We start from the raw sequence: 26,085 nt of genomic DNA, 5'->3' as shown, positions 1-26,085 counted from the left end.
TCATTCAGTTGTGACATTCAGCTAAAGCTGCGACTTCGTCATCTGCGAGACAGGTGACAATCCGCCTGCGGCAAAGTTAAGGGATATCTCATGCGTACAGAATATTGCGGACAGCTACGTCTGTCCCACGAGGGGCAGCAGGTGACTCTGTGTGGTTGGGTCAACCGTCGTCGTGATCTTGGTAGCCTGATCTTTATCGATATGCGCGACCGCGAAGGTATCGTGCAGGTATTTTTCGATCCGGACCGTGCGGACGCGTTAAAGCTGGCCTCCGAACTGCGTAATGAGTTCTGCATCCAGGTTACGGGCACTGTGCGTGCGCGTGACGCGAAAAACGTCAACGCCGATATGGCGACGGGCGAAATTGAAGTACTGGCCTCCGATCTGACCATCATCAACCGTTCAGACTCGCTGCCGTTGGATTCTAACCACGTCAACACCGAAGAAGCGCGACTGAAGTATCGCTATTTAGATCTGCGTCGCCCTGAAATGGCGCAGCGCCTGAAAACGCGTGCTAAAATCACCAGTCTGGTGCGTCGTTTTATGGACGACCACGGCTTCCTCGACATCGAAACACCGATGCTGACCAAAGCAACGCCGGAAGGCGCGCGCGATTACCTGGTACCTTCTCGCGTACATAAAGGTAAATTCTACGCGCTGCCGCAATCACCTCAGTTGTTTAAACAGCTGCTGATGATGTCTGGCTTTGACCGCTACTATCAGATCGTAAAATGCTTCCGTGATGAAGACTTACGTGCTGACCGTCAGCCTGAATTTACCCAGATCGACGTTGAGACTTCCTTCATGACCGCACCGCAGGTGCGTGAAGTGATGGAAGCGCTGGTACGTAACCTGTGGCTGGAAGTTAAAGGCGTGGATCTGGGTGATTTCCCGATCATGACCTTTGCCGAAGCTGAGCGTCGCTACGGTTCCGATAAACCAGACCTGCGTAACCCGATGGAGCTGGTGGACGTTGCCGATCTGGTGAAAGACGTTGAGTTTGCAGTGTTCTCTGGTCCGGCAAACGATGCGAAAGGTCGCGTAGCTGCTCTGCGTGTACCGGGCGGTGCTGCACTGAGTCGTAAGCAGATCGACGATTACGGTAACTTTATCAAGATTTACGGCGCGAAAGGCCTGGCTTACATCAAAGTCACCGAACGTGCGAAAGGTCTGGAAGGTATTACCAGCCCGGTTGCTAAGTTCCTGAACGCAGAAATTGTGGAAGCGATTCTGGCACGTACCGCCGCGCAAGACGGCGACATGATTTTCTTCGGTGCCGACAACAAGAAAGTGGTTGCCGACGCGATGGGCGCGCTGCGTCTGAAACTGGGTAAAGACCTGAACATCACCGACGAAGCCAAATGGGCGCCGCTGTGGGTTATCGACTTCCCAATGTTTGAAGACGATGGTGAAGGCGGACTGACCGCAATGCATCACCCGTTCACCGCGCCGAAAGATATGACGGCCGCTGAGCTGAAAGCAGCGCCGGAAGACGCGGTTGCCAACGCGTACGATATGGTCATCAACGGTTACGAAGTAGGCGGCGGTTCCGTGCGTATTCACAACGGCGACATGCAGCAAACCGTATTCGGTATTCTGGGCATTAATGAGCAAGAACAGCGTGAGAAATTCGGCTTCCTGCTGGATGCGCTAAAATATGGTACACCGCCGCATGCGGGCCTGGCGTTTGGTCTGGACCGTCTGACTATGCTGTTGACCGGTACTGACAACATTCGTGACGTTATTGCTTTCCCGAAAACCACGGCTGCAGCGTGTCTGATGACTGAAGCGCCAAGCTTTGCCAACGCAGCTGCGCTGGCGGAACTGAGCATTCAGGTTGTTAAGAAGGCCGAGAATAACTGATATGACATATAAACAGCCTGTCTCGGTGTTAGTCGTGATTTATGCAAAGGACACCGGGAGAGTGCTGATGTTACAGCGACGCGACGATCCTGATTTCTGGCAGTCGGTCACCGGCAGCCTTGAAGAAGGTGAAACCGCGTCGCAAGCCGCTATGCGCGAAGTAAAGGAAGAGGTCGCCATTGATGTTGCATCTGAGCAACTGACCTTAATTGACTGTCAGCGCACGGTGGAGTTTGAGATTTTTAGCCATTTACGTCATCGCTATGCACCGGGAATTGAACGTAATACTGAATCCTGGTTTTGCCTGGCACTTCCCTCAGAACGAGAGATCGTGTTCACCGAACATCTGACCTATCGTTGGGTTAATGCGGTTGAAGCCGCCCAATTAACCAAGTCGTGGAGTAACCGGCAGGCGATTGAAGAGTTTGTAATTAACGTCGCCTGAAAAGGCGCGCTTTTTGGAGATATTATTTATGGCAGGTCATAGTAAATGGGCCAACACCAGACACCGTAAAGCAGCGCAGGATGCTAAACGCGGTAAAATTTTCACCAAAATAATTCGTGAGCTGGTGACGGCGGCTAAACTGGGCGGCGGCGATCCGGATGCTAACCCGCGTCTGCGTGCAGCGGTTGATAAAGCGCTGGCTAACAACATGACCCGTGACACCCTGAACCGTGCAATCGCGCGCGGTGTGGGTGGTGATGAAGATTCCAACATGGAAACCATCATCTATGAAGGTTACGGTCCTGGCGGTACAGCCGTTATGATTGAATGTCTGTCTGACAACCGTAACCGTACCGTTGCGGAAGTGCGTCACGCGTTCACGAAAACGGGTGGTAACCTCGGTACCGACGGTTCCGTGGCTTATCTGTTCAGCAAAAAAGGCGTAATCTCCTTTGAACAGGGCGACGAAGACGCCATTATGGAAGCGGCGCTGGAAGCAGGTGCTGAAGACGTTGTGACCTTCGACGACGGCGCAATTGACGTTTACACCGCGTGGGAAGAGATGGGCAAAGTACGTGACGCGCTGGAAGCGGCTGGTCTGAAAGCGGACGCAGCTGAAGTGTCTATGATCCCATCCACCAAAGCGGATATGGATGCAGAAACAGCGCCGAAGCTGATGCGTCTGATCGATATGCTAGAAGACTGCGACGACGTGCAGGAAGTTTACCACAACGGTGAAATCTCCGATGAGGTTGCTGCCACCTTAGAATGATGTGGTTAAGCCATAAAATAACAGGAGATGCGTGATGTCTATTATTCTCGGCATTGACCCGGGGTCGCGCATCACCGGTTATGGTGTTATTCGTCAGGTCGGCAGGCAGCTGACCTACCTCGGCAGCGGCTGCATTCGCACCAAAGTCGACGATCTACCGTCACGTCTGAAGTTGATTTACGCGGGCGTGACGGAAATCATCACCCAGTTTCAGCCGGACTATTTTGCCATTGAGCAGGTTTTTATGGCGAAGAACGCCGACTCGGCGCTAAAGCTGGGACAGGCTCGCGGCGTGGCAATCGTTGCGGCGACCAATCAGGATCTACCGGTCTTTGAATACGCGGCCCGCCAGGTAAAACAGACCGTGGTGGGGATCGGTAGCGCGGAAAAAAGCCAGGTCCAGCATATGGTACGCACGCTGCTAAAACTCCCGGCGAATCCGCAAGCGGATGCCGCGGATGCACTGGCGATAGCCATTACCCACTGCCATGTCAGTCAGAACGCCATGCAAATGAGCGAGTCGAGGCTGAATTTGGCGCGAGGTCGATTACGTTAGTGACAAATGAGGCTGGATATCTATCCAGCCTTTTTTTATGATAGCGCATTACCTTTTAGCCCTTAACGCAGGAGCGTCACGTGATAGGCAGACTCAGAGGCATCATTATTGAAAAACAACCCCCGCTGGTCCTTCTGGAAACGGGCGGGGTAGGCTATGAAGTGCATATGCCGATGACCTGTTTCTACGAGTTGCCGGAAGCCGGGCAAGAAGCGATTATTTTCACCCATTTTGTGGTGCGAGAAGATGCTCAGCTATTGTATGGCTTTAACAACAAGCAAGAGCGCACGCTGTTTAAAGAGTTAATCAAAACCAATGGCGTGGGACCGAAGCTGGCGCTGGCGATCCTCTCCGGTATGTCTGCTCAGCAGTTCGTTAATGCCGTGGAGCGCGAAGAGCTGGGCGCGCTGGTGAAATTACCGGGTATTGGTAAAAAAACCGCAGAACGCCTGATTGTAGAAATGAAAGACCGCTTTAAAGGTTTGCATGGTGATCTCTTTACACCAGCAGCGGATCTGGTCCTGACGTCTCCGGCAAGTCCGACAACGGACGACGCCGAGCAGGAAGCGGTTGCTGCGCTAGTGGCGTTGGGCTATAAACCTCAGGAAGCCAGCCGCATGGTGAGCAAAATTGCCCGCCCTGATGCCAGCAGTGAAACCCTGATTCGTGAAGCGCTTCGCGCGGCATTGTGAGGTAACGGATGATTGAAGCAGATCGCCTGATTTCGGCTGTCAGCACTACCCCTGAAGATCTGGTGGATCGTGCGATTCGCCCAAAATTGCTGGAAGAGTACATTGGCCAGCCTCAGGTCCGTTCGCAAATGGAGATTTTTATCCAGGCGGCGAAGCTGCGCGGTGATGCTCTCGATCACCTGCTGATTTTCGGTCCTCCTGGTCTGGGTAAAACTACGCTTGCCAATATTGTCGCTAATGAAATGGGTGTTAACCTGCGCACCACGTCCGGTCCGGTACTGGAAAAAGCGGGTGACCTGGCGGCAATGCTTACCAACCTTGAACCCCACGATGTGCTGTTTATCGATGAAATTCATCGTCTGTCACCAGTGGTGGAAGAGGTGCTGTATCCGGCGATGGAAGATTATCAGCTGGATATCATGATTGGTGAAGGGCCGGCTGCCCGTTCGATTAAGATCGATCTGCCGCCGTTCACGCTAATCGGGGCGACGACGCGCGCCGGGTCGTTAACCTCTCCGCTGCGTGACCGTTTTGGTATTGTGCAGCGCCTGGAGTTCTATCAGGTGGCAGACCTGCAGCACATTGTTGGGCGTAGCGCACGCTTTATGGGCCTGGAAATGAGCGATGAAGGCGCGCTGGAAGTGGCACGCCGCGCCCGCGGTACGCCGCGTATCGCCAACCGTTTATTACGCCGGGTACGCGATTTCGCTGAAGTGAAGCATGACGGCACGATTTCGGCTGATATTGCCGCCCAGGCGCTGGATATGCTCAATGTGGATGCGGAAGGATTCGATTATATGGACCGTAAGCTGCTGCTGGCGGTTATCGATAAATTCTTTGGCGGACCGGTAGGACTGGATAACCTGGCAGCGGCGATTGGGGAAGAGCGTGAAACCATTGAGGACGTGCTGGAGCCGTATCTGATTCAGCAAGGTTTTCTGCAGCGTACGCCGCGTGGACGTATGGCAACCGTGCGCGCCTGGAACCATTTTGGCATTACACCGCCACAGATGCCTTAGTGCCTGATGTCGTGACGCTCATCAGGCCTGGGCGATTTTGTAGGCCCGGTAAGCGCAGCGCCACCGGGCAACGCATGCTTAGTTCGCCTGCTTTTTCATCATGCTGAAAATAAACAGCAGCGCGGCGCACAGCACCACGGAAGGACCTGCCGGGGTGTCATAGAAGGCCGAGAAGGTCAGCCCGCCTGTAACCGCTATCATTCCCACTCCAACGGCAACCCCTGCCATCTGCTCCGGCGTACGGGCAAAGCGACGGGCGGTCGCCGCAGGGATGATAAGCAGTGAGGTGATAATCAGCGCCCCGACAAACTTCATCGCCACACCAATCGTTAACGCCGTAACTAGCATCAGCAGCAGCTTCACGCGTTGCAGCTTCACACCATCGACAAATGCCAGATCAGGACTGATGGTCATCGACAGCAGGTTGCGCCACTGCCAGAACAGAATCGCCAGAACAATAACCACGCCGATGGCGATGGAGATAAGATCTTCTGGCGTCACGGCGAGCAAATCACCAAACAGGTAAGCCATCAGATCCACACGGATGTTGGACATCAGGCTGACAACAACCAGCCCCAATGACAACGCGCTGTGCGCCATAATACCCAGCAAGGTATCGATCGCAAGGTGAGGGCGCTTCTCCAGCCATACCAGACCGCCAGCCAGCAACAGGGTGACGGCGATAACCGCATAGAAAGGGTTTACATCCAGCAGCAGGCCAAAGGCGACCCCCAGCAGCGAAGCGTGGGCCAGCGTATCACCGAAATAAGACATTCGACGCCAGACTACAAACGAGCCGAGTGGGCCAGCGGCACAGGCCAGCATGATCCCGGCTAACCAACCGGGTAATAACAATTCAATCATGAGTGACCATTTCCCCGGCGTAAGACGATACGACCCTGTAAATCGTGGCGGTGATTGTGATTATGACGGTAAATTCCGAGTTGTTCGGCGCCGCGTTGCCCGAACATGGAGATGAATTCCGGGTGCATAGAAACCACTTCCGGCGCACCGGAACAGCAAATATGATGGTTCAGGCACAGTACCTCATCGGTTTTGGCCATCACCAGATGCAGGTCATGGGAAACCATCAGCACGGCGCAATCCAGTTCACGTCGCAACTGGTCGATAAGGTCGTACAGTGCGACCTGCCCATTGACATCCACGCCCTGGGTTGGTTCATCGAGCACCAGTAGCTGAGGTTTATTCAATAAAGCACGGGCCAACAGGACGCGTTGTGTTTCCCCGCCAGAGAGCTTTTGCATCGGCGCATCCATCAGATGCCCGGCCTGAACGCGCTTCAGTGCCGGAAGGATATCCTCTTTTTTGGTACCGGGACGTAAGCGCATAAACCGACTTACCGTCAGTGGCAGCGTAGTATCGAGGTACAGTTTTTGCGGTACATAGCCAATCCGCAATTGACCATTACGCTTGATTACTCCCTCATCAGCCGCTACCAGCCCTAATACAACGCGCACCAGCGTAGACTTCCCGGCGCCATTTGGGCCGAGAAGCGTTAAAATTTTACCGGGTCGAAGTTCAAGCGATACGTCAGACAGGACGCGGCGTTGACCATAAGAGACCGAGACATTTTCCAGTGAAACCAAAGTCGTCATATCAATTTTAGTCTTGCAGAAGTTATAGAATGTTATAATATCACATTTCTTACATTCATTACGATGATTGGTCGCATTATGTTACATAAAAATACGCTTCTTTTCGCAGCATTATCCGCTGCTCTTTGGGGTAGTGCAACACAGGCAGCAAATGCCGCTGTGGTGGCCTCGCTCAAGCCGCTGGGGTTTATTGCTTCAGCTATTGCAGACGGGGTAACAGACACTGAGGTTCTGTTGCCTGATGGGGCTTCCGAACATGACTATTCACTGCGTCCATCAGACGTAAAACGCTTACAGGGCGCGGACTTAGTTGTTTGGATTGGACCTGAGATGGAAGCGTTTATGGAGAAGTCAGTCAAGAATATTCCTAACGCGAAACAGGTAACGATTGCGCAGCTCAATGACGTGAAACCGTTACTCATGAAAGGTGCCGATGACGACGATGACGATCATGGACACGATGATGCTGGCAGTGAAAAAAGTGACGAGCATCACCATCATGGCGATTACAACATGCATCTTTGGCTTTCCCCAGAGATAGCGCGGGCCTCAGCGGTTGCAATCCATGAAAAATTAGTGGAACTTATGCCGCAAAGTCGAGCCAAACTTGACGCCAACCTGAAGGATTTTGAGGCACAATTAGCCGCAACCGATAAGCAGGTAGGTAACGAGCTCGCACCGCTCAAGGGAAAAGGTTATTTCGTTTTTCATGACGCCTATGGCTACTACGAAAAACACTACGGACTAACACCGCTTGGTCACTTTACCGTGAACCCTGAGATTCAACCTGGTGCGCAGCGTTTACATGAAATAAGAACACAGTTGGTTGAGCAAAAAGCAACCTGCGTTTTTGCTGAGCCACAGTTCAGGCCAGCGGTCGTTGAAGCCGTCGCGAGAGGGACATCCGTTCGAATGGGAACGCTGGATCCGCTCGGAACGAATATCAAACTGGGTAAAACAAGCTATTCAGCGTTTTTGAACCAATTAGCCAACCAGTATGCGAGCTGCCTGAAAGGAGATTAATGAGGAAGTGAATACGTGCAACAGATAGCCCGCTCTGTCGCTCTGGCATTTAATAATCTGCCGCGACCCCATCGCGTTATGCTGGGGTCGCTTACCGTACTGACATTGGCCGTCGCCGTCTGGCGGCCTTATGTTTACCATCCCGATTCTGCACCCATCGTTAAAACTATCGAGCTGGAAAAAAGCGAGATTCGTTCGCTGTTGCCTGAGGCCAGTGAACCTATCGATCAGGCCGCGCAGGAAGACGAAGCCATTCCGCAGGATGAACTGGATGACAAAACGTCTGGTGAAGCCGGCGTGCATGAGTATGTCGTCTCCACAGGCGATACGCTGAGCAGTATTCTTAATCAGTACGGCATCGATATGGGCGACATCAGTCAGCTCGCTGCTTCCGATAAAGAACTGCGCAATCTGAAAATTGGTCAACAGTTATCCTGGACGTTAAGCGCGGAAGGTGACCTGCAGCGCCTGACCTGGGAAGTGTCCCGCCGTGAAACCCGCACTTACGATCGCACTGCGACAGGTTTCAAAATGAGCAGCGAAATGCAGCAGGGCGATTGGGTTAACAGCCGTATCAAAGGCACGGTGGGCGGAAGCTTTGTCGCCAGCGCCAAAGAGGCCGGACTGACCAGCTCTGAAATCAGCGCGGTGATTAAGGCCATGCAGTGGCAGATGGATTTCCGCAAACTGAAAAAAGGCGATGAGTTCTCAGTGCTGATGTCTCGCGAAATGCTGGACGGTAAGCGCGAGCAAAGCCAGCTGCTGGGCGTGCGTTTACGTTCTGAAGGCAAAGACTATTACGCCATCCGTGCTGAAGACGGTAAGTTCTATGACCGTAACGGTACCGGGCTGGCGAAAGGCTTCATGCGTTTCCCGACGGCGAAACAGTTCCGTATCTCCTCGAACTTTAACCCGCGTCGCCTGAATCCGGTGACTGGACGCGTAGCACCGCACAAAGGTGTCGACTTTGCGATGCCGCAGGGGACGCCAGTACTGTCGGTAGGCGATGGTGAAGTGGTCGTAGCGAAGCGTAGCGGCGCTGCCGGATACTATGTTGCGGTACGTCATGGTCGCACCTACACCACCCGTTATATGCACCTGCGTAAGCTATTGGTGAAACCAGGTCAAAAAGTGAAACGTGGCGATCGTATCGCGCTGTCAGGTAACACCGGGCGTTCAACCGGTCCGCACCTGCACTACGAAGTGTGGATCAACCAGCAGGCCGTGAACCCTCTGACGGCGAAACTGCCGCGTACAGAAGGTCTGACCGGCTCGGATCGCACCGATTATCTGGCGCAGGTGAAAGAAGTTATGCCTCAGCTACGTTTTGATTAATTAGCACACTGATAAAGCCGGTACGCGATGCGTGCCGGCTTTTTTTATTTTGTACGGCGCATCGTGCGCCGCTACACTATCAGCAGATCTACTTTTCGCCGCACCAGACACTGGAAGAGCATGGAAACGAAAAAAAAGAATATTGAGTATATCCCTGAGTTTGATAAATCATTTCGCTATCCGCGCTACTGGGGCGCCTGGCTGGGTGTAGCGGCGATAGCTGGGATTGCGTTAACGCCGGCGTCATTTCGCGATCCTATTCTGGCAAAGCTCGGACGGATGGTTGGACGTTTGGGAAAAAGCTCACGTCGCAGAGCACTGATCAATTTATCCCTTTGTTTTCCTGAACGCAGCGAAGCTGAGCGCGAAGCCATTGTCGATGAGATGTTCGCGACCGCCCCTCAGGCGATGGTCATGATGGCGGAACTGGCCCTGCGCGGTCCGGAGAAAATTCAGAATCGGGTTGACTGGCAGGGCCTTGAAATCATCGAAGAGATGCGCCGCAACGATGAAAAAGTGATTTTTCTCGTTCCTCATGGCTGGGGCGTAGATATCCCGGCGATGCTGATGGCTTCCCAGGGACAGAAAATGGCAGCAATGTTCCACAATCAGGGGAACCCGGTATTTGATTACGTCTGGAACACGGTGCGCCGTCGTTTCGGAGGCCGATTACATGCACGTAATGATGGCATCAAACCGTTTATTCAGTCTGTACGTCAGGGATATTGGGGATACTACCTGCCGGATCAGGACCATGGGCCTGAGCACAGCGAGTTTGTCGATTTTTTTGCTACCTATAAAGCAACGTTACCGGCAATTGGTCGCTTGATGAAGGTTTGCCACGCGCGTGTAGTGCCGCTGTTTCCGGTGTATGACGGTAAAACGCACCGCCTGACGATTAAGGTCCGTCCTCCGATGGATGACATCCTGACAGCGGATGACCACACCATTGCCAGACGAATGAACGAAGAGGTGGAAATTTTTGTCACGCCTCATGTCGAACAATACACCTGGATACTGAAACTGCTTAAGACGCGTAAACCCGGCGAGATTGAGCCCTATAAGCGCAAAGATCTCTATCCGAAGAAATAAAAAAAAGCCTCTCAAACGAGAGGCTTTTTTACATCAAACGCTGGCGTTACTCGACGGTCAGAATACGCGTGGTGTTAGTTGAGCCAATAGTGCTCATCACATCGCCCTGTGTCACAATCACCAGATCGCCGGAAACCAGATAGCCTTTATCGCGCAGCAGGTTCACTGCTTCATTGGCGGCAACGACGCCATCTGTTTCGCTGTCAAAGTGAACCGGGGTGACACCGCGATACAGAGAGGTCAGATTCAGCGTACGTTCATGACGAGACATCGCGAAAATTGGCAGACCGGAACTGATACGAGAAGTCATCAGCGCAGTACGACCAGACTCCGTCATAGCGATAATAGCGGTGACCCCTTTCAGGTGGTTAGCAGCATACATCGCTGACATCGCAATCGCTTCTTCAACGTTATCAAACTGCACGTCAAGGCGGTGTTTAGAGACGTTGATGCTTGGGATCTTCTCTGCACCCAGGCAAACGCGCGCCATTGCCGTGACGGTTTCCGCCGGGTACTGACCTGCTGCTGTTTCGGCAGAGAGCATCACGGCATCGGTACCGTCGAGGACGGCGTTAGCCACGTCCATCACTTCCGCACGAGTCGGCATTGGGTTGGTGATCATCGACTCCATCATCTGTGTGGCGGTGATGACCGCACGGTTCAGCTGACGCGCACGGCGAATCAACGCTTTCTGAATACCTACCAACTCAGGGTCACCGATTTCAACACCCAGGTCGCCACGGGCTACCATCACTACGTCAGAAGCCAGGATGATGTCATCCATCGCATTCTGGTCGCAGACGGCTTCTGCACGTTCTACCTTGGCGACAATTTTCGCATCGCAACCGGCGTCGCGCGCCAGACGGCGGGCATAGTTTAGATCTTCGCCGCAGCGCGGGAAGGAGACAGCCAAATAGTCAACGCTGATTTGCGCTGCGGTAATGATGTCGGCTTTGTCTTTTTCGGTGAGGGCTTCAGCAGAGAGACCGCCGCCCAGTTTGTTGATGCCCTTGTTATTGGACAGCGGGCCACCGACAGTGACTTCGGTGAAGACTTTCATGCCCTGAACTTCCAGCACTTTAAGCTGTACGCGACCGTCGTCGAGCAGCAGGATATCGCCAGGCACGACGTCTGCAGGCAGTCCCTTATAATCAATGCCGACTTTTTCTTTGTCGCCTTCGCCTTTACCGAGGTTGGCGTCTAACAGGAACTTGTCGCCAACATTAAGAAAAACTTTACCTTCTTTAAAGGTAGATACGCGGATTTTAGGTCCCTGCAGGTCACCCAAAATAGCTACATGACGTCCCAGTTTTGCGGCAATTTCACGGACCTTATCCGCCCGCAGTTTGTGATCTTCTGGAGAGCCGTGGGAAAAGTTCATACGTACGACGTTCGCACCCGCGGCGATAATCTTCTCAAGGTTGTTATCGCGGTCAGTTGCCGGGCCTAACGTGGTAACGATTTTGGTTCTGCGAAGCCTTCTGGACATGTAATACTCCGTTGACTGAAACAACTAGGTGTTGCGTGAACATTAATCCGGCCGTTCTCAAACATTAACGGTAAAATGAACGACCCGGATGATAAAAGGGTAGAACATTGTTATTGCTTTTAGCGGTCATCACTCTTGATGAGTAATTCTTTATCAAAACGCGATTCCTTGAGCGCTTCCTTGACACGCTTCAAGTTATCTCTAAATTTTGCCCCTCGGCGCAAAGTAAATCCTGTAGCCAGCACATCTATCACGGTCAGTTGAGCAAGTCGAGAGACCATGGGCATATAAATGTCAGTATCTTCCGGTACATCGAGGGTAATAGCCAGCGTGGCTTCACGCGCCAGTGGCGTGCCGGGAGAGGTGAGGGCGATAACCATAGCGTCGTTTTCCCTTGCTAACTGCGCCAGTTCAACCAGACTTTTGGTTCTTCCGGTATGAGAAATAAGCACAATGACGTCGTCGTCGCTACAATTCATACAACTCATCCGTTGCAGGACAATGTCGTCGGAATAGATTACCGGTACGTTAAAGCGGAAAAATTTGTTCATCGCGTCGTGCGCGACCGCGGCGGAAGAACCTAAACCAAAGAAGGCGATTTTCTTCGCCTGGGTTAACAAATCTACCGCCCGGTTTACCGCTGTGTTATCCAGCGACTGACGAACGTGGTCAAGGCTTGCCATCGCCGATTCGAAGATTTTCCCCGTATAAGATTCTACGCTGTCATCCTCATCCACATTGCGATTAACATAAGGGGTACCATTTGCCAGACTTTGTGCCAGATGCAGTTTAAAATCAGGGAAGCCGCGCGTATCCATGCTACGACAGAAACGGTTCACCGTCGGTTCGCTGACGTTGGCTTCTACAGCAAGCGCAGCGATGCTTGAGTGAATTGCCCGCTCGGGAGAGGCAAGAATAATGTCGGCGACTTTACGTTCTGACTTGCTCAAATGTTCCAGTTTTAACTGGATTTTTTCCAGCATATTCATGATGTAGGTAGACTCATGGGTCATGGGCAAAAACGATTTCAACGATAAGGGGAAATCGAGTGGTAACTCTGGTAGATAGTACCCCTGCTAGTGCAGCAACGGGGCAAAATGGACAAAATAGTTGTTGTTTTTTTTCATTACATGATCGGAGTCGGATTTTCATACTTCTTCATGGGTACGAAAAAGACGACTTTTTTATCCATTTTGATGGGTTATACGCCAATAAAGCGGCTGTTCGCGGTAACAGCACGGCTGGATAAGCGTTTACGGTTTCCGGATTCACGTAAAAGCAGTACAGTGCACTGTAATAAAATTACAACCAGTGTCTGGCAAAAGCACCAGGCACTTAATTGAGGAGAATGACATGGCGGTAACGCAAACAGCCCAGGCATGTGATCTGGTCATTTTCGGCGCGAAGGGCGACCTGGCGCGACGGAAATTGCTGCCTTCCCTGTATCAACTGGAAAAGGCCGGCCAGATTAACCCGGATACCCGCATCATTGGGGTTGGGCGTGCCGACTGGGACAAAGCAGCCTATACCAAGGTTGTGCGCGAAGCGCTCGAAACCTTCATGAAAGAAAAAATTGATGAAAGTTTGTGGGAAACCCTCAGCGGTCGTCTTGAGTTTTGTAACCTGGACGTCAACGACACCGCCGCGTTTAAGCGTCTGGGCAAAATGCTGGATCAAAAATCGCGTACCACCATCAACTATTTTGCAATGCCGCCGAGCACCTTTGGCGCGATCTGCAAAGGTCTGGGTGAAGCAAAGCTGAATGCTAAGCCTGCCCGCGTGGTGATGGAAAAACCGCTGGGTACATCACTGGCAACATCTCGTGAAATCAACGATCAGGTTGGCGAGTATTTCGAAGAGTGCCAGGTTTACCGCATCGACCACTATCTCGGCAAAGAGACGGTACTGAACCTGTTGGCACTGCGTTTTGCCAACTCCCTGTTTGTGAATAACTGGGATAACCGCACTATCGACCACGTAGAAATTACCGTGGCGGAAGAAGTGGGCATTGAAGGGCGCTGGGGCTACTTTGACCAGGCCGGTCAAATGCGCGACATGATCCAGAACCACCTGCTGCAGATCCTGTGCATGATCGCGATGTCTCCGCCGTCCGATCTGAGCGCCGACAGCATCCGTGATGAAAAAGTGAAAGTACTGAAATCACTGCGTCGTATCGATCGTTCGAACGTACGTGAAAAGACAGTTCGTGGTCAGTACACCGCCGGTTTTGCCCAGGGCAAAAAAGTTCCGGGATACCTGGAAGAAGAAGGCGCGAACAAGAGCAGCAACACGGAAACGTTTGTGGCGATCCGTGTGGATATCGATAACTGGCGCTGGGCGGGTGTTCCATTCTATCTGCGTACCGGTAAACGTTTACCGACCAAGTGTTCTGAAGTGGTGGTGTACTTCAAAACGCCTGAGCTGAACCTGTTCAGAGAATCCTGGCAGGACCTGCCGCAGAACAAGCTGACTATCCGTTTGCAGCCTGATGAAGGTGTCGATATCCAGGTACTAAACAAAGTGCCGGGGCTGGATCACAAGCATAACCTGCAAATTACCAAACTTGATCTGAGCTACTCCGAAACCTTCAACCAAACGCATCTGGCCGACGCTTATGAGCGCCTGCTGCTTGAAACGATGCGCGGCATTCAGGCGCTGTTTGTGCGTCGAGATGAAGTTGAAGAAGCATGGAAGTGGGTCGATTCTATTACTGAAGCCTGGGCAATGGACAACGACGCACCTAAACCGTATCAGGCCGGGACCTGGGGACCGGTTGCCTCTGTGGCCATGATTACCCGTGATGGTCGTTCCTGGAACGAATTCGAGTAAAATATCATCTAGCCCATAGGTGTTATTTTACCGGTAACATGATCTAACACAGATTGTAGAATAATTTTTGCACTTTTAAGCTCCGCGTGGATTCACCCGCGGGGCTTTTTTTATTACACTGCCTGAAACGATTTTGCCCCTGAGCTACGGCTAACAAGCGATTCAGCTGCTTTTAACCCAACTGAAACACATTGTTGATCCAACGCTCTGACAGATAAATTTTAGGAGCCTCTATGAATCCGAATTTGTTACGCGTAACAAAGCGTATTGTCGAACGTTCTCGCGACACGCGTTCCGCCTACCTTGCCCGTATTGAACAAGCGAAATCGACTACCGTTCATCGTTCACAACTGGCGTGCGGTAACCTGGCGCATGGTTTTGCTGCCTGCCAGCCAGATGACAAGGCCTCGCTGAAAAGCATGCTGCGTAACAATATCGCGATCATTACCTCCTATAACGACATGCTTTCCGCGCATCAGCCGTACGAACATTATCCGGACATCATTCGTAAAGCGCTGCATGAAGCCAATGCGGTAGGCCAGGTCGCTGGCGGTGTTCCTGCGATGTGCGACGGTGTGACCCAGGGACAGGATGGGATGGAGCTTTCGTTACTGAGTCGCGAAGTGATTGCGATGTCGGCTGCTGTCGGCCTCTCACACAATATGTTCGACGGCGCGTTATTCCTTGGCGTGTGCGACAAAATTGTCCCGGGTCTGGTGATGGCGGCACTGTCATTTGGTCATCTGCCTTCGATCTTTATTCCCTCCGGCCCGATGGCGAGTGGTCTGGCGAACAAAGAAAAAGTGCGTATCCGTCAGTTGTATGCTGAAGGCAAAGTCGATCGCATGGCGCTGCTTGAATCCGAAGCGGCGTCTTATCACGCACCGGGGACCTGTACGTTCTATGGTACGGCAAACACCAACCAGATGGTGGTGGAGTTTATGGGGATGCAACTGCCAGGGTCCTCATTCGTACACCCGGATGCCCCGCTGCGCGAAGCGTTGACCGCCGCGGCTGCTCGTCAGGTAACGCGTCTGACCGGTAACGGCAATGAATGGATGCCGATCGGTAAAATGATCGATGAAAAAGTAGTGGTGAACGGTATTGTCGCGCTGCTGGCGACCGGGGGGTCAACCAACCATACAATGCACCTGGTTGCGATGGCGCGCGCAGCCGGGATTCTGATTAACTGGGACGACTTCTCCGATCTGTCCGATATCGTGCCGTTGATGGCGCGTCTGTATCCGAATGGTCCGGCAGATATTAACCACTTCCAGGCAGCGGGTGGCGTGCCGGTGTTAATGCGCGAACTGCTGAATGCGGGTCTGCTGCATGAAGATGTGAACACCGTTGCTGGGTTTGGTTTGTCGCGTTACACCATGGAACCCTGGCTCAACGAGGGTGAACTGGACTGGCGCGAAGGGGCAGCGAAGTCGCTGGACAGCAATGTGATTGCTACCATCGATCAGCCATTCTCCCACCACGGCGGTACCAAAGTGCTGAGCGGTAACCTCGGACGTGCGGTGATGAAAACGTCGGCGGTTCCGGTAGAAAATCAGGTAATTGAAGCGCCCGCGGTTGTTTTTGAAAGTCAGCATGATGTATTGCCGGCCTTCGATGCGGGACTGCTCGACCGTGATTGCGTAGTCGTTGTGCGCCATCAGGGACCAAAAGCAAACGGAATGCCAGAATTACATAAACTCATGCCGCCACTTGGTGTATTATTGGACCGTTGTTTCAAAATTGCGTTAGTTACCGATGGACGACTTTCAGGTGCTTCAGGTAAAGTGCCTTCAGCAATCCATGTAACCCCAGAAGCCTACGATGGCGGGCTGCTGGCAAAAGTACGCGATGGCGACATCATTCGTGTGAATGGACAGACAGGTGAATTGACGCTGCTGGTTGATGAAGAGGAACTTGCTTCTCGTCAGCCTCACATTCCTGACCTCAGCGCATCGCGCGTGGGCACAGGCCGTGAAATGTTCAGCGCGTTGCGTGAAAAGCTGTCCGGTGCGGAACAGGGCGCAACCTGTATCACTTTTTAAGACTTATTTTGTAATCAGGCGAGAGAAAACTCTGATGAAAAACTGGAAGACAAGTGCAGAAGCAATCCTGACCACTGGCCCGGTTGTACCGGTTATCGTGGTTAATAAACTGGAACACGCAGTGCCGATGGCAAAAGCGCTGGTTGCAGGCGGCGTGCGCGTTCTGGAAGTGACCTTACGTACAGCATGTGCGATGGATGCCATTCGCGCGATCGCAAAAGAAGTTCCGGACGCTATCGTTGGTGCAGGTACTGTACTGAATCCACAACAGCTGGCTGAAGTTACCGAAGCCGGTGCACAGTTTGCTATCAGTCCGGGTCTGACCGAGCCGCTGCTGAAAGCCGCGACGGAAGGTACTATTCCGCTGATCCCTGGTATCAGCACCGTGTCTGAACTGATGCTGGGTATGGACTACGGTTTGAAAGAGTTCAAATTCTTCCCTGCTGAAGCAAATGGCGGTACCAAAGCGCTGCAGGCAATTGCGGGTCCGTTCTCTCAGGTGCGTTTCTGCCCAACCGGCGGTATCTCTCCGGCGAACTACCGTGACTACCTGGCACTGAAAAGCGTGCTGTGCATCGGTGGTTCCTGGCTGGTTCCGGCGGATGCGCTGGAAGCGGGTGATTACGATCGTATTACCAAGCTGGCTCGTGAAGCAGTAGAAGGCGCGAAGCAGTAAGCCGTTAATGCGTAAACCGTAGGTCGGATACGGCATCAATGTTTTATCCGGCCTACGGGTCTGGTTTTTATCCTGCGACTTTCACCTGTGCGGCTGCGTCTTTCGCGCGTATCACCGCATCTTCAATGCTCTGTGCTGTGGCCAGCACAACGCCCAGACGACGGCTCCCGTCGATTTCCGGCTTGCCAAAGAAACGCACTTGCATACCCGCACCTACAGCGGCTTGTACGTTATCAAATGTGATATTCTGGCTGGTAAGTTGCGGCAGAATAACGGCGGAAGCAGAAGGTCCATACTGGCGGATTTCGCCAACGGGCAGACCGAGAAATGCACGTACGTGCAGGGCAAACTCAGACAGATCCTGCGAAATTAAGGTCACCATACCCGTGTCGTGAGGGCGAGGGGAGACTTCGCTGAAAATCACCTCATCACCGCAGACAAACAGCTCCACGCCAAACAGTCCGTGACCGCCCAGCGCCAGTACCACCTTGCGGGCTATTTCCTGCGCGCGCGCCAGCGCCAGGTCACTCATCTGCTGCGGCTGCCAGGACTCGCGATAATCGCCATCTTCCTGGCGATGACCTACCGGCGCGCAGAAATGCACACCATCAACGGCGCTGACGGTTAGCAGGGTGATTTCAAAATCAAAATTCACTACGCCTTCGACGATAACGCGTCCGGCGCCTGCCCGGCCTCCCTGTTGAGCATAGTTCCACGCCTCGGTGAGCTGATCGGCTGAACGGATAAAGCTCTGCCCCTTGCCGGAAGAACTCATGACCGGCTTCACAATGCAGGGATAGCCGATTTCGGCAACGGCCTCACGGAAGCGTGTTTCGGTGTCTGCAAAACGGAAAGATGATGTAGGTAAAGACAATTCTTCGGCGGCGAGACGACGGATTCCTTCCCGGTTCATGGTCAGTTGGGTCGCTCGTGCGCAAGGCACAACGTGTTGACCTTCCTGTTCCAGTTTGACCAGCATATCCGTGGCAATCGCCTCTATTTCCGGCACGATGTAATGTGGTTTTTCACGCTCGACAAGCTGGCGTAATGCCTCGCCATCCAGCATGTTAATTACGTAGGAGCGATGGGCAACGTGCATGGCTGGCGCGTCGGGGTAACGATCCACGGCAATGACTTCCACACCCAGGCGTTGGCATTCAATCGCCACTTCTTTACCCAGTTCACCTGAACCTAATAACATCACTCGCGTTGCTGCGGGACGCAGCGCTGTGCCTAATAACGTCATAAATTAATCCCCTGTTTTATCTGGGCGCAGTATATACGAAAACGTTTGCGTCTGTCTTTATTATCAGGTTGATTTCAGAGCTTAAAAAGAATATACTGTACATAAATACAGTTAATTTAAGAGGCTGCAAAAATGGCGGTTGAAGTTAAATACGTAGTCATTCGGGAAGGTGAGGAAAAAATGTCGTTTACCAGCAAAAAGGAAGCCGATGCGTATGACAAAATGCTGGATACAGCAGATCTGCTCGACACATGGCTGGAGCAATCGCCGGTAGCGCTCGAAGACGAGCAGCGTGAAGCTCTCTCCCTGTGGCTGGCTGAGCAAAAAGATGTGCTGAGCGCCATTCTGAAAAACGGCAAGCTGCCTTCGCCACAGGCTGTCGAAAACGATGCACACACTGAGGATGATACTCAGGCTGCCTGAAACGACTTGCGCTCCTGACGTTTTGTACCATGCTTTTCCCTGAATCATTGTGCAATCCCTGACGTTATTTCACGTTGCCGCAGGCAACCTGAAGGACGAAGGGGAGATTAAGGAGAAAAGAATGTATAAAAAAAGAGCGTTATTGAGCCTGCTGTTATTGTCTGCCAGCGTATCGGTATTTGCGGCAAATATGGAAAGCAAGAATGTTCAGTTCCCCAAGTGCGAAGGACTGGATGCTGACGGTATTGCGGCAAGCGTGAAACGTGACTATCAGCAAAATCGCATCGCGCGCTGGGCTGACGATCAAAAACTCGTCGGGCAAGCCGACCCTGTCGCCTGGGTCAACACGCCCGATATTACGGGCAAAGACGGGAAATGGTCAGTTCCTCTGACGGTTCGCGGTAAAAGCGCGGATATTCACTATCAGGTAAAAGTCGACTGCAAAGCCGGAACGGCGGAGTATCAGCCGCAGTAACGCAGGTATTTGCACATCTTTTGATGACCTGAACACTTCCTGACATCCCCTCGGGTACGCTTTGATGATTATTCGTCTGTACTTGAGGGGCAAAATGGCTAATTGGCTGAATCAACTACAATCTCTTCTTGGGCAAAAAGGATCCTCCGCGTCATCTTCTGGCGAGCAAGGGCTGAGTAAACTTCTGGTTCCAGGCGCGTTAGGCGGTCTGGCAGGATTACTGGTTGCCAACAAATCTTCACGAAAATTGCTGAGCAAATACGGCACCAGCGCGCTTCTGGTGGGCGGCGGTGCGGTTGCCGGTACCGTGTTATGGAACAAATACAAGGATAAGGTTCGCGCTGCGCATCAGGATGAGCCGCAGTTTGGCGCACAAAGTTCACCGCTGGATGAGCGCACCGAGCGTCTGATCCTGGCGCTGGTTTTTGCGGCGAAAAGCGATGGACATATTGATGCCAAAGAACGAGCGGCCATTGAACAGCAGCTCCGTGAAGCGGGCGTGGAAGAGCAGGGCCGCGTTCTTATTGAACGTGCTATTGAACAACCGTTAGATCCTCAGCGCCTGGCGCAGGGCATCCGCAACGAAGAAGAAGCGCTGGAAATTTACTTCCTGAGCTGTGCGGCGATTGATATCGACCACTTTATGGAGCGTAGCTATCTCAATGCGCTGGGCGATGCGTTGAAGATCCCGCTGGATGTTCGTGAAGGCATTGAACAGGATCTCAAAGAACAAAAACAGGCTTTACCGGGTTAATTACTTACCGCTAAGGCGCATGTTTCGCTTGCATCATTGCTGTCTTTTGCCACCCTTATAGGATGTTTAAGCAAAAGAACAATGACATGCTACCAAAAGCTTCTCGTATTCCTCACGCCATGACGCAGCATGGCGATACTCGTGTTGATAATTATTACTGGCTGCGAGATGACACCCGCTCGCAGCCAGAAGTGCTGGATTATCTGCAACAAGAAAACGCGTATGGCCGCCAGGTTATGGCCTCGCAGCAGGCTTTGCAGGATCGCGTCCTGAAAGAGATTATCGACCGTATCCCGCCTCAGGATGTATCAGCCCCCTATGTGAAGAATGGTTATCGCTACCGGCATATTTATGAACCGGGGTGCGAATATGCTATTTATCAGCGTCAGTCTGCCCTCAGTGAAGAGTGGGATGATTGGGATACTCTATTGGATGGGAACCAGCGCGCGGCACACAGCGAGTTTTATACGCTGGGTGGACTGGCGATATCTCCGGATAACACCATCATGGCGCTGGCGGAAGATTATCTCTCTCGCCGGCAATATGGCGTGCGTTTTCGCAACTTGCAAAGCGGCAACTGGTATCCGGAAGTGCTGGAAAACGTCGAAGCGGATCTGGTCTGGGCGAATGATTCTCAGACTTTCTATTACGTGCGCAAGCACGAAACAACGTTATTGCCGTATCAGGTGTGGCGACATACAGTCGGCTCGCCATCGTCACTGGATGAGCTGGTGTATGAAGAAGCCGATGATATTTTTTATGTCAGCCTGCATAAAACCACCTCGCTACACTATGTGGTTATTCATATCGCCAGTGCGACCACCAGTGAGGTTTTACTGCTTGACGCAGAACTGGCGGATGCCGAACCGTTGGTCTTTTTAGCGCGACGCAAAGACCATGAATACAGTCTCGATCACTATCAACACAATTTTTATCTGCGCTCCAACCGTCAGGGGAAAAATTTCGGCCTGTATCGTACCCGCGTTCGTGATGAGCAAGCCTGGGAGACGCTGATCCCAGCGCGCGACAACGTGATGCTGGAGGGCTTTACGCTATTCACTGACTGGCTGGTGGTAGAAGAGCGTCAGCGGGGCTTAACCAGCCTACGACAGATTAATCGTAAAACGCGCGAAGTGGTCGGGATCGCCTTTGACGATCCGGCTTATGTGACCTGGCTTGCCTATAATCCAGAGCCTGAGACATCGCGCCTGCGCTATGGTTATTCCTCCATGACCACCCCGGACACGTTGTTTGAACTGGATATGGACACCGGGGAACGTCGTGTGCTTAAGCAGACGGAGGTCCCCGGATTTGATGCGGCGAATTACCGTAGCGAACACCTATGGATAACTGCGCGTGATGGCACCGAGGTTCCGGTTTCGCTGGTTTATCATCAAAAGTATTTCCTGAAAGGAAAAAATCCGTTACTCGTTTATGGCTATGGCTCATATGGCGCCAGCATGGATGCCGATTTCAGCAGCAGCCGTTTGAGCTTACTGGATCGCGGCTTTGTTTATGCTATTGCCCATGTGCGTGGTGGTGGTGAATTAGGAAAACAGTGGTACGAGGACGGTAAGTTTCTGCACAAGAAAAATACTTTTAATGATTACCTCGACGTCTGTGATGCGCTGCTAAAAATGGGCTATGGCGCGCCTGAGTTATGTTATGGCATGGGCGGAAGCGCCGGAGGCATGTTAATGGGCGTCGCCATTAATGAACGCCCGGAACGCTTCCATGGTGTTATTGCTCAGGTGCCGTTTGTCGATGTGGTAACCACTATGCTCGATGAATCAATTCCCCTGACGACCGGTGAGTTTGAAGAGTGGGGTAATCCGCAGGACGAAGAGTATTACACCTATATGAAAAGCTACAGCCCGTATGACAATGTAACCGCGCAGGCATACCCACATCTGCTGGTCACGACGGGATTACACGATTCCCAGGTGCAATACTGGGAACCAGCAAAATGGGTGGCAAAACTGCGTGAGCTGAAAACGGACGATCGTTTGCTGCTACTTTGCACGGATATGGATTCCGGACACGGCGGTAAATCCGGGCGTTTTAAATCTTACGAAGGCGTGGCCCTTGAGTACGCTTTTTTGATTGGACTGGCGCAGGGAACACTACCTGCTCAGGCGTGATCCAAATAGTGTTTTAGCGTTAATCGTAGTTCCGGGCTCATATTGTCAAGGTTATTAAATAACCAACGTAGATAGCCCGGATCGCGTTCAGCCACTTCTGATACCGGTTTTCCGCGGTACTTACCAAAAGTGAAAGTAGTGAGTAAGGCGGGACGGCCGGTAATATCGACCATTTGATCGGCTGTCCAGCCTGACGTCTGCATGATGTCGATCAGCAGTGCCGCAGTGATGTAGCAATCGTACAGGGCGCGGTGATGGTGGAGACCCGCTGGTGTCTGGACGCTCAGCTTGCGCGATTTATACAACGCCATGTTGCTGTATTTGATCCCCGGCCACAACCGACGGGAGAGCTTCATGGTGCAAATCCATTCCCCGGGCATATCGGGCAATACGCGGCGGTCAAAGCTGGCATTGTGCGCCACGTACCATTCGCTGCCGTAATACTGCGGGATGACGTCTTCAATCCATGGCTTATCGGCCACCATTGCTTCAGTAATGCGATGGATAGCCATTGCTTGTGGGCTGATGGGGCGGTCAGGGCGTACCAGGTGGCTCATGGGGTTGACTATTTTTCCGTCAACCACGTCGACAGAAGCAATTTCAACAATGCCTCCCTGTAGACCACAGGTTTCTGTATCTATTATGCGCAACATGCCATGCTCCTGACCCAAAACGACTAGCGTAATGGAATGATATCACCTTGCCAACCCCGTGGCGTGCGTTGGCCGGTTAACAGCAACGAACCGCTGTCTGCGCGAACAATCAATCGACCTCGTTCATCCCATAACGCACTGCTACCCCGCGCATTGGCCATTAATACCGCGATGGCGAATTTATGTGAGAAACTTTGTAGGCGAGATGTAGAGGAGAGCAGTTCCGGTTCACTGACTGACTGGCAGCTGGTGAACAGCGAAAAAGCCGGGTCGATATCAATGCCTTCCGGTTGGCTATCTACAACGCTGATGGCATTTCGCTGTCTGGCAATACAGGCCCCGTGGCTCTGATGGAAGGTTAATGGCGAAGTCATCCAGGGAGAGAAAAGCGCAATGCCTTTCACGAACCGGTTGTTATGTTCTACCGGTAGTCCCGCAATTATCGTCATGCGATAAGTCGCGGCGGCATGTGCGAGAGGTTCTAACAGCGCTTCATCGGGTGGGGCAGGAAGCGCGTCATTCTCATCAACACAACCCAGCAATGAGAGGGAAGGGAAGACCAGCAATTCACATTGGCATTGAGCTGCCGCATGAATGAATTGCAGGTGATGCGAGACATGTTCGGTAACTGAGGTGTGAAGAGGTTCGTATTGTGCTGCTGCGATTTTCCAGTATGACATAATGATTTCCTTTTCATAGTGTCTACAACCATCCTTAATGTGTGGATTAAGAATATGCTTATACTGTAGCAGGCGTCATGTAAGGAATCGTAACGTAATATAAGTTTTATTTAACTTTAGGCTCGTAAGGTAAACGTGAAAGCGAAACGGATGCCAGGCGGTGCGCGATGAGTCTTTCACGGAACCAGTCGCGTAAATGCTCTGGCTGTTCACGTTCAACAACTTCTGCAACAACGGGCATATTGTATCGCTCCTTAAATGCCACTCCAGCCGCAGCCAGATCGACATTGACCTTATCCATTTCCGCTTGCTCAAGTTTGGCCAGATTGATGTTCATGGGCTTTTCCTTTTCTCTGTCTTTCGGCGCGCAAAGTTACTAAGAGTGTGCGTTAATGGCAAGACAGAAATGATGATTCTCGACTCGACCATTGTAGAAGGTTATTCTCTACAGGTTAGACATAACAAAAAGGAATAGTCGAAATGGCTTCATCTGCATCTATGCTTCGCAACGCGCTCATCGTACTCGCCAGCGTTCTGGCAACACCAGCGGCATTGGCGCATGCCCACCTCACAAAACAAAGTCCGGCGGCTAACGCTGAAGTTGCGGCATCTCCTCAGGCGTTGACGCTGAATTTTTCTGAAGGCGTAGAGCCGGGATTCAGCGGTGCAACGCTGACCGGTCCTAACAAAGAACAGATCAAAACGGGCAAGGCATCGCGCAGTGAGCAGGACAAAACGCAGCTGATTGTTCCGCTTGATCAAACACTTGAAGCAGGAAAATATACGGTCGACTGGCACGTTGTCTCCGTGGATGGTCACAAGACGAAGGGGCAATATACCTTTAGCGTGAAATAACCAATGCTGGCATTTACCTGGGTTGCACTACGGTTTATCCATTTTACCGCTTTGATGCTGGTGTTTGGCTGTGCGCTTTACGGCGCATGGCTGGCTCCCGTTTCGGTTCGTCGTTTAATGATGCGTCGTTTTTTACGTCTGCAACGGCATGCTGCGACGTGGAGCTTTATCAGCGCGACGCTGATGCTGGCGATTCAGGGTGGGTTAATGGGCTCAGGCTGGCGGGATGTTGTCTCTACTGACGTTTGGCTCGCCGTGTTGCAAACGCAATTTGGTGGCGTCTGGTTATGGCAGATTATCCTCGCCTTGGTCACGCTGGTGGTGACCATCATGGTGCCGCGCAGTATGCCGCGACTACTGTTAATGCTGACTATTGCGCAGTTTATTTTGCTGGCTGGCGTCGGACATGCGACGCTGCACAGCGGTATCCCTGGCGCAATCCAGCAGGTTAACCACGCTTTACATTTGGTATGCGCTGCCGCCTGGTTCGGTGGTTTGCTGCCCGTACTTTACTGTATGCGAATGGCGCAAGGTCGCTGGCGGGAACAGGCCATCAGTACCATGATGCGCTTCTCACGCTATGGACATCTTTTCGTTATCGGTGTTTTACTAACCGGTATTATGAATGCGCTGTTTATTGTCGGTTTTTCTGTTCCCTGGCACATGGCTTACGGGCGACTGCTTTTGTTAAAAGGTGCCCTGGTCATGCTAATGGTGGCGATTGCGCTGGTGAATCGGTATGTTCTGGTACCACGCATGCGGCAGGATAACCGCGGCATGACTCTCTATTTTATTTGGATGACCAAGCTGGAATGGGGTATAGGAGCCGTTGTTCTGGCGATTGTCAGCCTGTTTGCAACCCTCGAACCTTTCTGATTGATGGACTGGCGAAACGCATGAAAAAAATCATTATCTCTTTATTACTCCTGGCAAGCTCCGGAGCCGCGCTGGCTGCGCCGCAGGTCATTACCGTCAGCCGTTTTGAGGTTGGCAAAGATAAGTGGGCATTTAATCGGGAAGAGGTGATGCTGACCTGCCGTCCAGGTAACGCGCTGTATGTCATCAATCCCAGTACGCTGGTGCAATACCCGTTGAATGATGTCGCCAGACAGCAGGTGGAGAGCGGAAAAACCACGGCAAAGCCGATAGAGATTATCCAGATTGATGATCCGGCGAAACCGGGCGAAAAAATGAGCCTGGCACCGTTTGTAGAGCGTGCAGAAAAGCTCTGTTAATTGTCAGATGTAGCGCTCTGATTTCCAATAAAAAACCGCAAGGATCTCGCAGGAGAACTTGCGGTTTTTGCGTTTGGATGCGTAACAAACGTCCTTTTTTTCCGGCCACTTTAGCCGCGGACTGGAAAACCTGGCGCTGTCATCTATTCTTAAATGGCAGGGTAACTTAGC

27 protein-coding genes are annotated in these 26,085 nt (G+C 52.3%); 19 read left to right on the top strand and 8 right to left on the bottom strand.

Annotation, left to right across the window (positions count from 1 at the left end; translation table 11 throughout):
- The first annotated feature begins 90 nt into the window (after nucleotides 1-90).
- From aspS to ruvB, 6 genes are all read left to right on the top strand, one after another.
- A complete protein-coding gene (aspS, locus tag OGY06_RS13265) occupies nucleotides 91-1,863 on the top strand; it encodes an aspartate--tRNA ligase (RefSeq protein ID WP_286605466.1) in 1,773 nt (590 codons plus the stop codon).
- A 1-nt stretch (nucleotide 1,864) separates the two neighbouring features.
- Entirely contained in the window at nucleotides 1,865-2,308 is a 444-nt protein-coding gene (nudB, locus tag OGY06_RS13260; protein ID WP_003034863.1) for a dihydroneopterin triphosphate diphosphatase, read from the top strand.
- 28 nt (nucleotides 2,309-2,336) lie between these two features.
- Nucleotides 2,337-3,080 carry a YebC/PmpR family DNA-binding transcriptional regulator gene (locus tag OGY06_RS13255; RefSeq protein ID WP_003833836.1) on the top strand — a complete coding sequence of 248 codons (744 nt, stop codon included), beginning with the start codon at nucleotides 2,337-2,339 and terminating at the stop codon, nucleotides 3,078-3,080.
- Nucleotides 3,081-3,114: 34 nt separating this feature from the next.
- Nucleotides 3,115-3,636, top strand: coding sequence for a crossover junction endodeoxyribonuclease RuvC (gene ruvC, locus OGY06_RS13250; protein WP_003034867.1), 522 nt, complete (start codon nucleotides 3,115-3,117; stop codon nucleotides 3,634-3,636).
- 80 nt (nucleotides 3,637-3,716) lie between these two features.
- The gene (gene ruvA / locus OGY06_RS13245; RefSeq protein WP_003034869.1) at nucleotides 3,717-4,328 is read left to right on the top strand and encodes a Holliday junction branch migration protein RuvA; all 612 of its coding nucleotides are present in this window, start codon (nucleotides 3,717-3,719) and stop codon (nucleotides 4,326-4,328) included.
- Between the two features lie 8 nt (nucleotides 4,329-4,336).
- The gene (gene ruvB, locus OGY06_RS13240; protein WP_003034872.1) at nucleotides 4,337-5,347 is read left to right on the top strand and encodes a Holliday junction branch migration DNA helicase RuvB; all 1,011 of its coding nucleotides are present in this window, start codon (nucleotides 4,337-4,339) and stop codon (nucleotides 5,345-5,347) included.
- Between the two features lie 78 nt (nucleotides 5,348-5,425).
- Here ruvB and znuB read toward each other — a convergent pair whose 3' ends face one another.
- Entirely contained in the window at nucleotides 5,426-6,211 is a 786-nt protein-coding gene (gene znuB, locus OGY06_RS13235) for a zinc ABC transporter permease subunit ZnuB (protein WP_003833831.1), read from the bottom strand.
- Nucleotides 6,208-6,963 carry a zinc ABC transporter ATP-binding protein ZnuC gene (gene znuC / locus OGY06_RS13230; RefSeq protein ID WP_003833829.1) on the bottom strand — a complete coding sequence of 252 codons (756 nt, stop codon included), beginning with the start codon at nucleotides 6,961-6,963 and terminating at the stop codon, nucleotides 6,208-6,210. The genes znuB and znuC overlap by 4 nt, the downstream gene beginning before the upstream one ends.
- Nucleotides 6,964-7,041: 78 nt before the next feature.
- Here znuC and znuA point away from each other — a divergent pair, with 78 nt between their 5' ends.
- The 3 genes from znuA (at nucleotide 7,042) to lpxM (ending at nucleotide 10,413) form a co-directional block, all read left to right on the top strand.
- Nucleotides 7,042-7,986 (top strand): zinc ABC transporter substrate-binding protein ZnuA, encoded by a 945-nt coding sequence (znuA, locus tag OGY06_RS13225; protein ID WP_063940898.1) that lies wholly within the window; start codon nucleotides 7,042-7,044, stop codon nucleotides 7,984-7,986.
- A 15-nt stretch (nucleotides 7,987-8,001) separates the two neighbouring features.
- Entirely contained in the window at nucleotides 8,002-9,321 is a 1,320-nt protein-coding gene (gene mepM / locus OGY06_RS13220) for a murein DD-endopeptidase MepM (protein ID WP_003833825.1), read from the top strand.
- A 120-nt stretch (nucleotides 9,322-9,441) separates the two neighbouring features.
- Nucleotides 9,442-10,413 carry a lauroyl-Kdo(2)-lipid IV(A) myristoyltransferase gene (gene lpxM / locus OGY06_RS13215; protein WP_020996628.1) on the top strand — a complete coding sequence of 324 codons (972 nt, stop codon included), beginning with the start codon at nucleotides 9,442-9,444 and terminating at the stop codon, nucleotides 10,411-10,413.
- A 46-nt stretch (nucleotides 10,414-10,459) separates the two neighbouring features.
- Here the strand turns inward: lpxM and pyk are convergent, their stop codons facing one another.
- The gene (pyk, locus tag OGY06_RS13210; protein ID WP_003833821.1) at nucleotides 10,460-11,902 is read right to left on the bottom strand and encodes a pyruvate kinase; all 1,443 of its coding nucleotides are present in this window, start codon (nucleotides 11,900-11,902) and stop codon (nucleotides 10,460-10,462) included.
- Between the two features lie 119 nt (nucleotides 11,903-12,021).
- The gene (locus tag OGY06_RS13205; protein ID WP_126319786.1) at nucleotides 12,022-12,891 is read right to left on the bottom strand and encodes a MurR/RpiR family transcriptional regulator; all 870 of its coding nucleotides are present in this window, start codon (nucleotides 12,889-12,891) and stop codon (nucleotides 12,022-12,024) included.
- Between the two features lie 364 nt (nucleotides 12,892-13,255).
- Between OGY06_RS13205 and zwf the strand changes: the two genes are divergently transcribed.
- The 3 genes from zwf to kdgA all read left to right on the top strand — a co-directional run bounded on the left by zwf (nucleotide 13,256) and on the right by kdgA (nucleotide 17,452).
- Nucleotides 13,256-14,731, top strand: coding sequence for a glucose-6-phosphate dehydrogenase (gene zwf, locus OGY06_RS13200; RefSeq protein WP_003833817.1), 1,476 nt, complete (start codon nucleotides 13,256-13,258; stop codon nucleotides 14,729-14,731).
- Between the two features lie 233 nt (nucleotides 14,732-14,964).
- Nucleotides 14,965-16,776 carry a phosphogluconate dehydratase gene (gene edd / locus OGY06_RS13195; protein ID WP_003833815.1) on the top strand — a complete coding sequence of 604 codons (1,812 nt, stop codon included), beginning with the start codon at nucleotides 14,965-14,967 and terminating at the stop codon, nucleotides 16,774-16,776.
- A gap of 34 nt (nucleotides 16,777-16,810) precedes the next feature.
- Entirely contained in the window at nucleotides 16,811-17,452 is a 642-nt protein-coding gene (gene kdgA, locus OGY06_RS13190) for a bifunctional 4-hydroxy-2-oxoglutarate aldolase/2-dehydro-3-deoxy-phosphogluconate aldolase (protein ID WP_003034901.1), read from the top strand.
- Between the two features lie 67 nt (nucleotides 17,453-17,519).
- On the opposite strand, the gene purT is transcribed toward kdgA, so the two are convergent.
- Complete coding sequence (gene purT / locus OGY06_RS13185; RefSeq protein WP_003833812.1) at nucleotides 17,520-18,698, bottom strand: formate-dependent phosphoribosylglycinamide formyltransferase; 1,179 nt, start codon at nucleotides 18,696-18,698, stop codon at nucleotides 17,520-17,522.
- Nucleotides 18,699-18,830: 132 nt separating this feature from the next.
- Between purT and yebG the strand changes: the two genes are divergently transcribed.
- From yebG to ptrB, 4 genes are all read left to right on the top strand, one after another.
- The gene (gene yebG, locus OGY06_RS13180; protein ID WP_032943780.1) at nucleotides 18,831-19,121 is read left to right on the top strand and encodes a DNA damage-inducible protein YebG; all 291 of its coding nucleotides are present in this window, start codon (nucleotides 18,831-18,833) and stop codon (nucleotides 19,119-19,121) included.
- Between the two features lie 121 nt (nucleotides 19,122-19,242).
- On the top strand, nucleotides 19,243-19,596 hold the full coding sequence (yebF, locus tag OGY06_RS13175; protein WP_020996626.1) for a protein YebF: 354 nt from the start codon (nucleotides 19,243-19,245) through the stop codon (nucleotides 19,594-19,596).
- 94 nt (nucleotides 19,597-19,690) lie between these two features.
- Nucleotides 19,691-20,350, top strand: coding sequence for a tellurite resistance TerB family protein (locus OGY06_RS13170; protein WP_063940875.1), 660 nt, complete (start codon nucleotides 19,691-19,693; stop codon nucleotides 20,348-20,350).
- A gap of 86 nt (nucleotides 20,351-20,436) precedes the next feature.
- Nucleotides 20,437-22,491: an oligopeptidase B gene (ptrB, locus tag OGY06_RS13165; RefSeq protein WP_286605464.1), complete on the top strand. Its 2,055-nt coding sequence runs from the start codon at nucleotides 20,437-20,439 to the stop codon at nucleotides 22,489-22,491.
- On the opposite strand, the gene exoX is transcribed toward ptrB, so the two are convergent.
- From exoX to OGY06_RS13150, 3 genes are all read right to left on the bottom strand, one after another.
- Nucleotides 22,482-23,144, bottom strand: coding sequence for an exodeoxyribonuclease X (gene exoX / locus OGY06_RS13160; protein WP_003833802.1), 663 nt, complete (start codon nucleotides 23,142-23,144; stop codon nucleotides 22,482-22,484). The two genes, ptrB and exoX, sit on opposite strands and share 10 nt — an antisense overlap.
- A 23-nt stretch (nucleotides 23,145-23,167) precedes the next feature.
- On the bottom strand, nucleotides 23,168-23,824 hold the full coding sequence (locus OGY06_RS13155) for a carbon-nitrogen hydrolase family protein (protein WP_063940873.1): 657 nt from the start codon (nucleotides 23,822-23,824) through the stop codon (nucleotides 23,168-23,170).
- Nucleotides 23,825-23,930: 106 nt separating this feature from the next.
- Nucleotides 23,931-24,161: a DNA polymerase III subunit theta gene (locus tag OGY06_RS13150; protein ID WP_003034925.1), complete on the bottom strand. Its 231-nt coding sequence runs from the start codon at nucleotides 24,159-24,161 to the stop codon at nucleotides 23,931-23,933.
- Between the two features lie 143 nt (nucleotides 24,162-24,304).
- Between OGY06_RS13150 and yobA the strand changes: the two genes are divergently transcribed.
- Genes yobA through OGY06_RS13135 form a run of 3 tightly spaced genes read left to right on the top strand, consistent with a single transcriptional unit; the run spans nucleotide 24,305 to nucleotide 25,914 of the window.
- On the top strand, nucleotides 24,305-24,679 hold the full coding sequence (gene yobA / locus OGY06_RS13145) for a CopC domain-containing protein YobA (RefSeq protein ID WP_003833799.1): 375 nt from the start codon (nucleotides 24,305-24,307) through the stop codon (nucleotides 24,677-24,679).
- A gap of 3 nt (nucleotides 24,680-24,682) precedes the next feature.
- On the top strand, nucleotides 24,683-25,555 hold the full coding sequence (copD, locus tag OGY06_RS13140) for a copper homeostasis membrane protein CopD (protein WP_008785042.1): 873 nt from the start codon (nucleotides 24,683-24,685) through the stop codon (nucleotides 25,553-25,555).
- Between the two features lie 20 nt (nucleotides 25,556-25,575).
- The gene (locus tag OGY06_RS13135; RefSeq protein WP_003833793.1) at nucleotides 25,576-25,914 is read left to right on the top strand and encodes a YebY family protein; all 339 of its coding nucleotides are present in this window, start codon (nucleotides 25,576-25,578) and stop codon (nucleotides 25,912-25,914) included.
- Nucleotides 25,915-26,085: the final 171 nt, after the last annotated feature.

It is taken from the genome of Citrobacter sp. Cpo147, assembly GCF_030332405.1.
Taxonomy (GTDB): Bacteria; Pseudomonadota; Gammaproteobacteria; order Enterobacterales; family Enterobacteriaceae; genus Citrobacter; species Citrobacter portucalensis.
The sequence above is the reverse complement of the archived record's forward strand: the minus strand, read 5'-3'. Positions and strand labels throughout refer to the sequence as shown.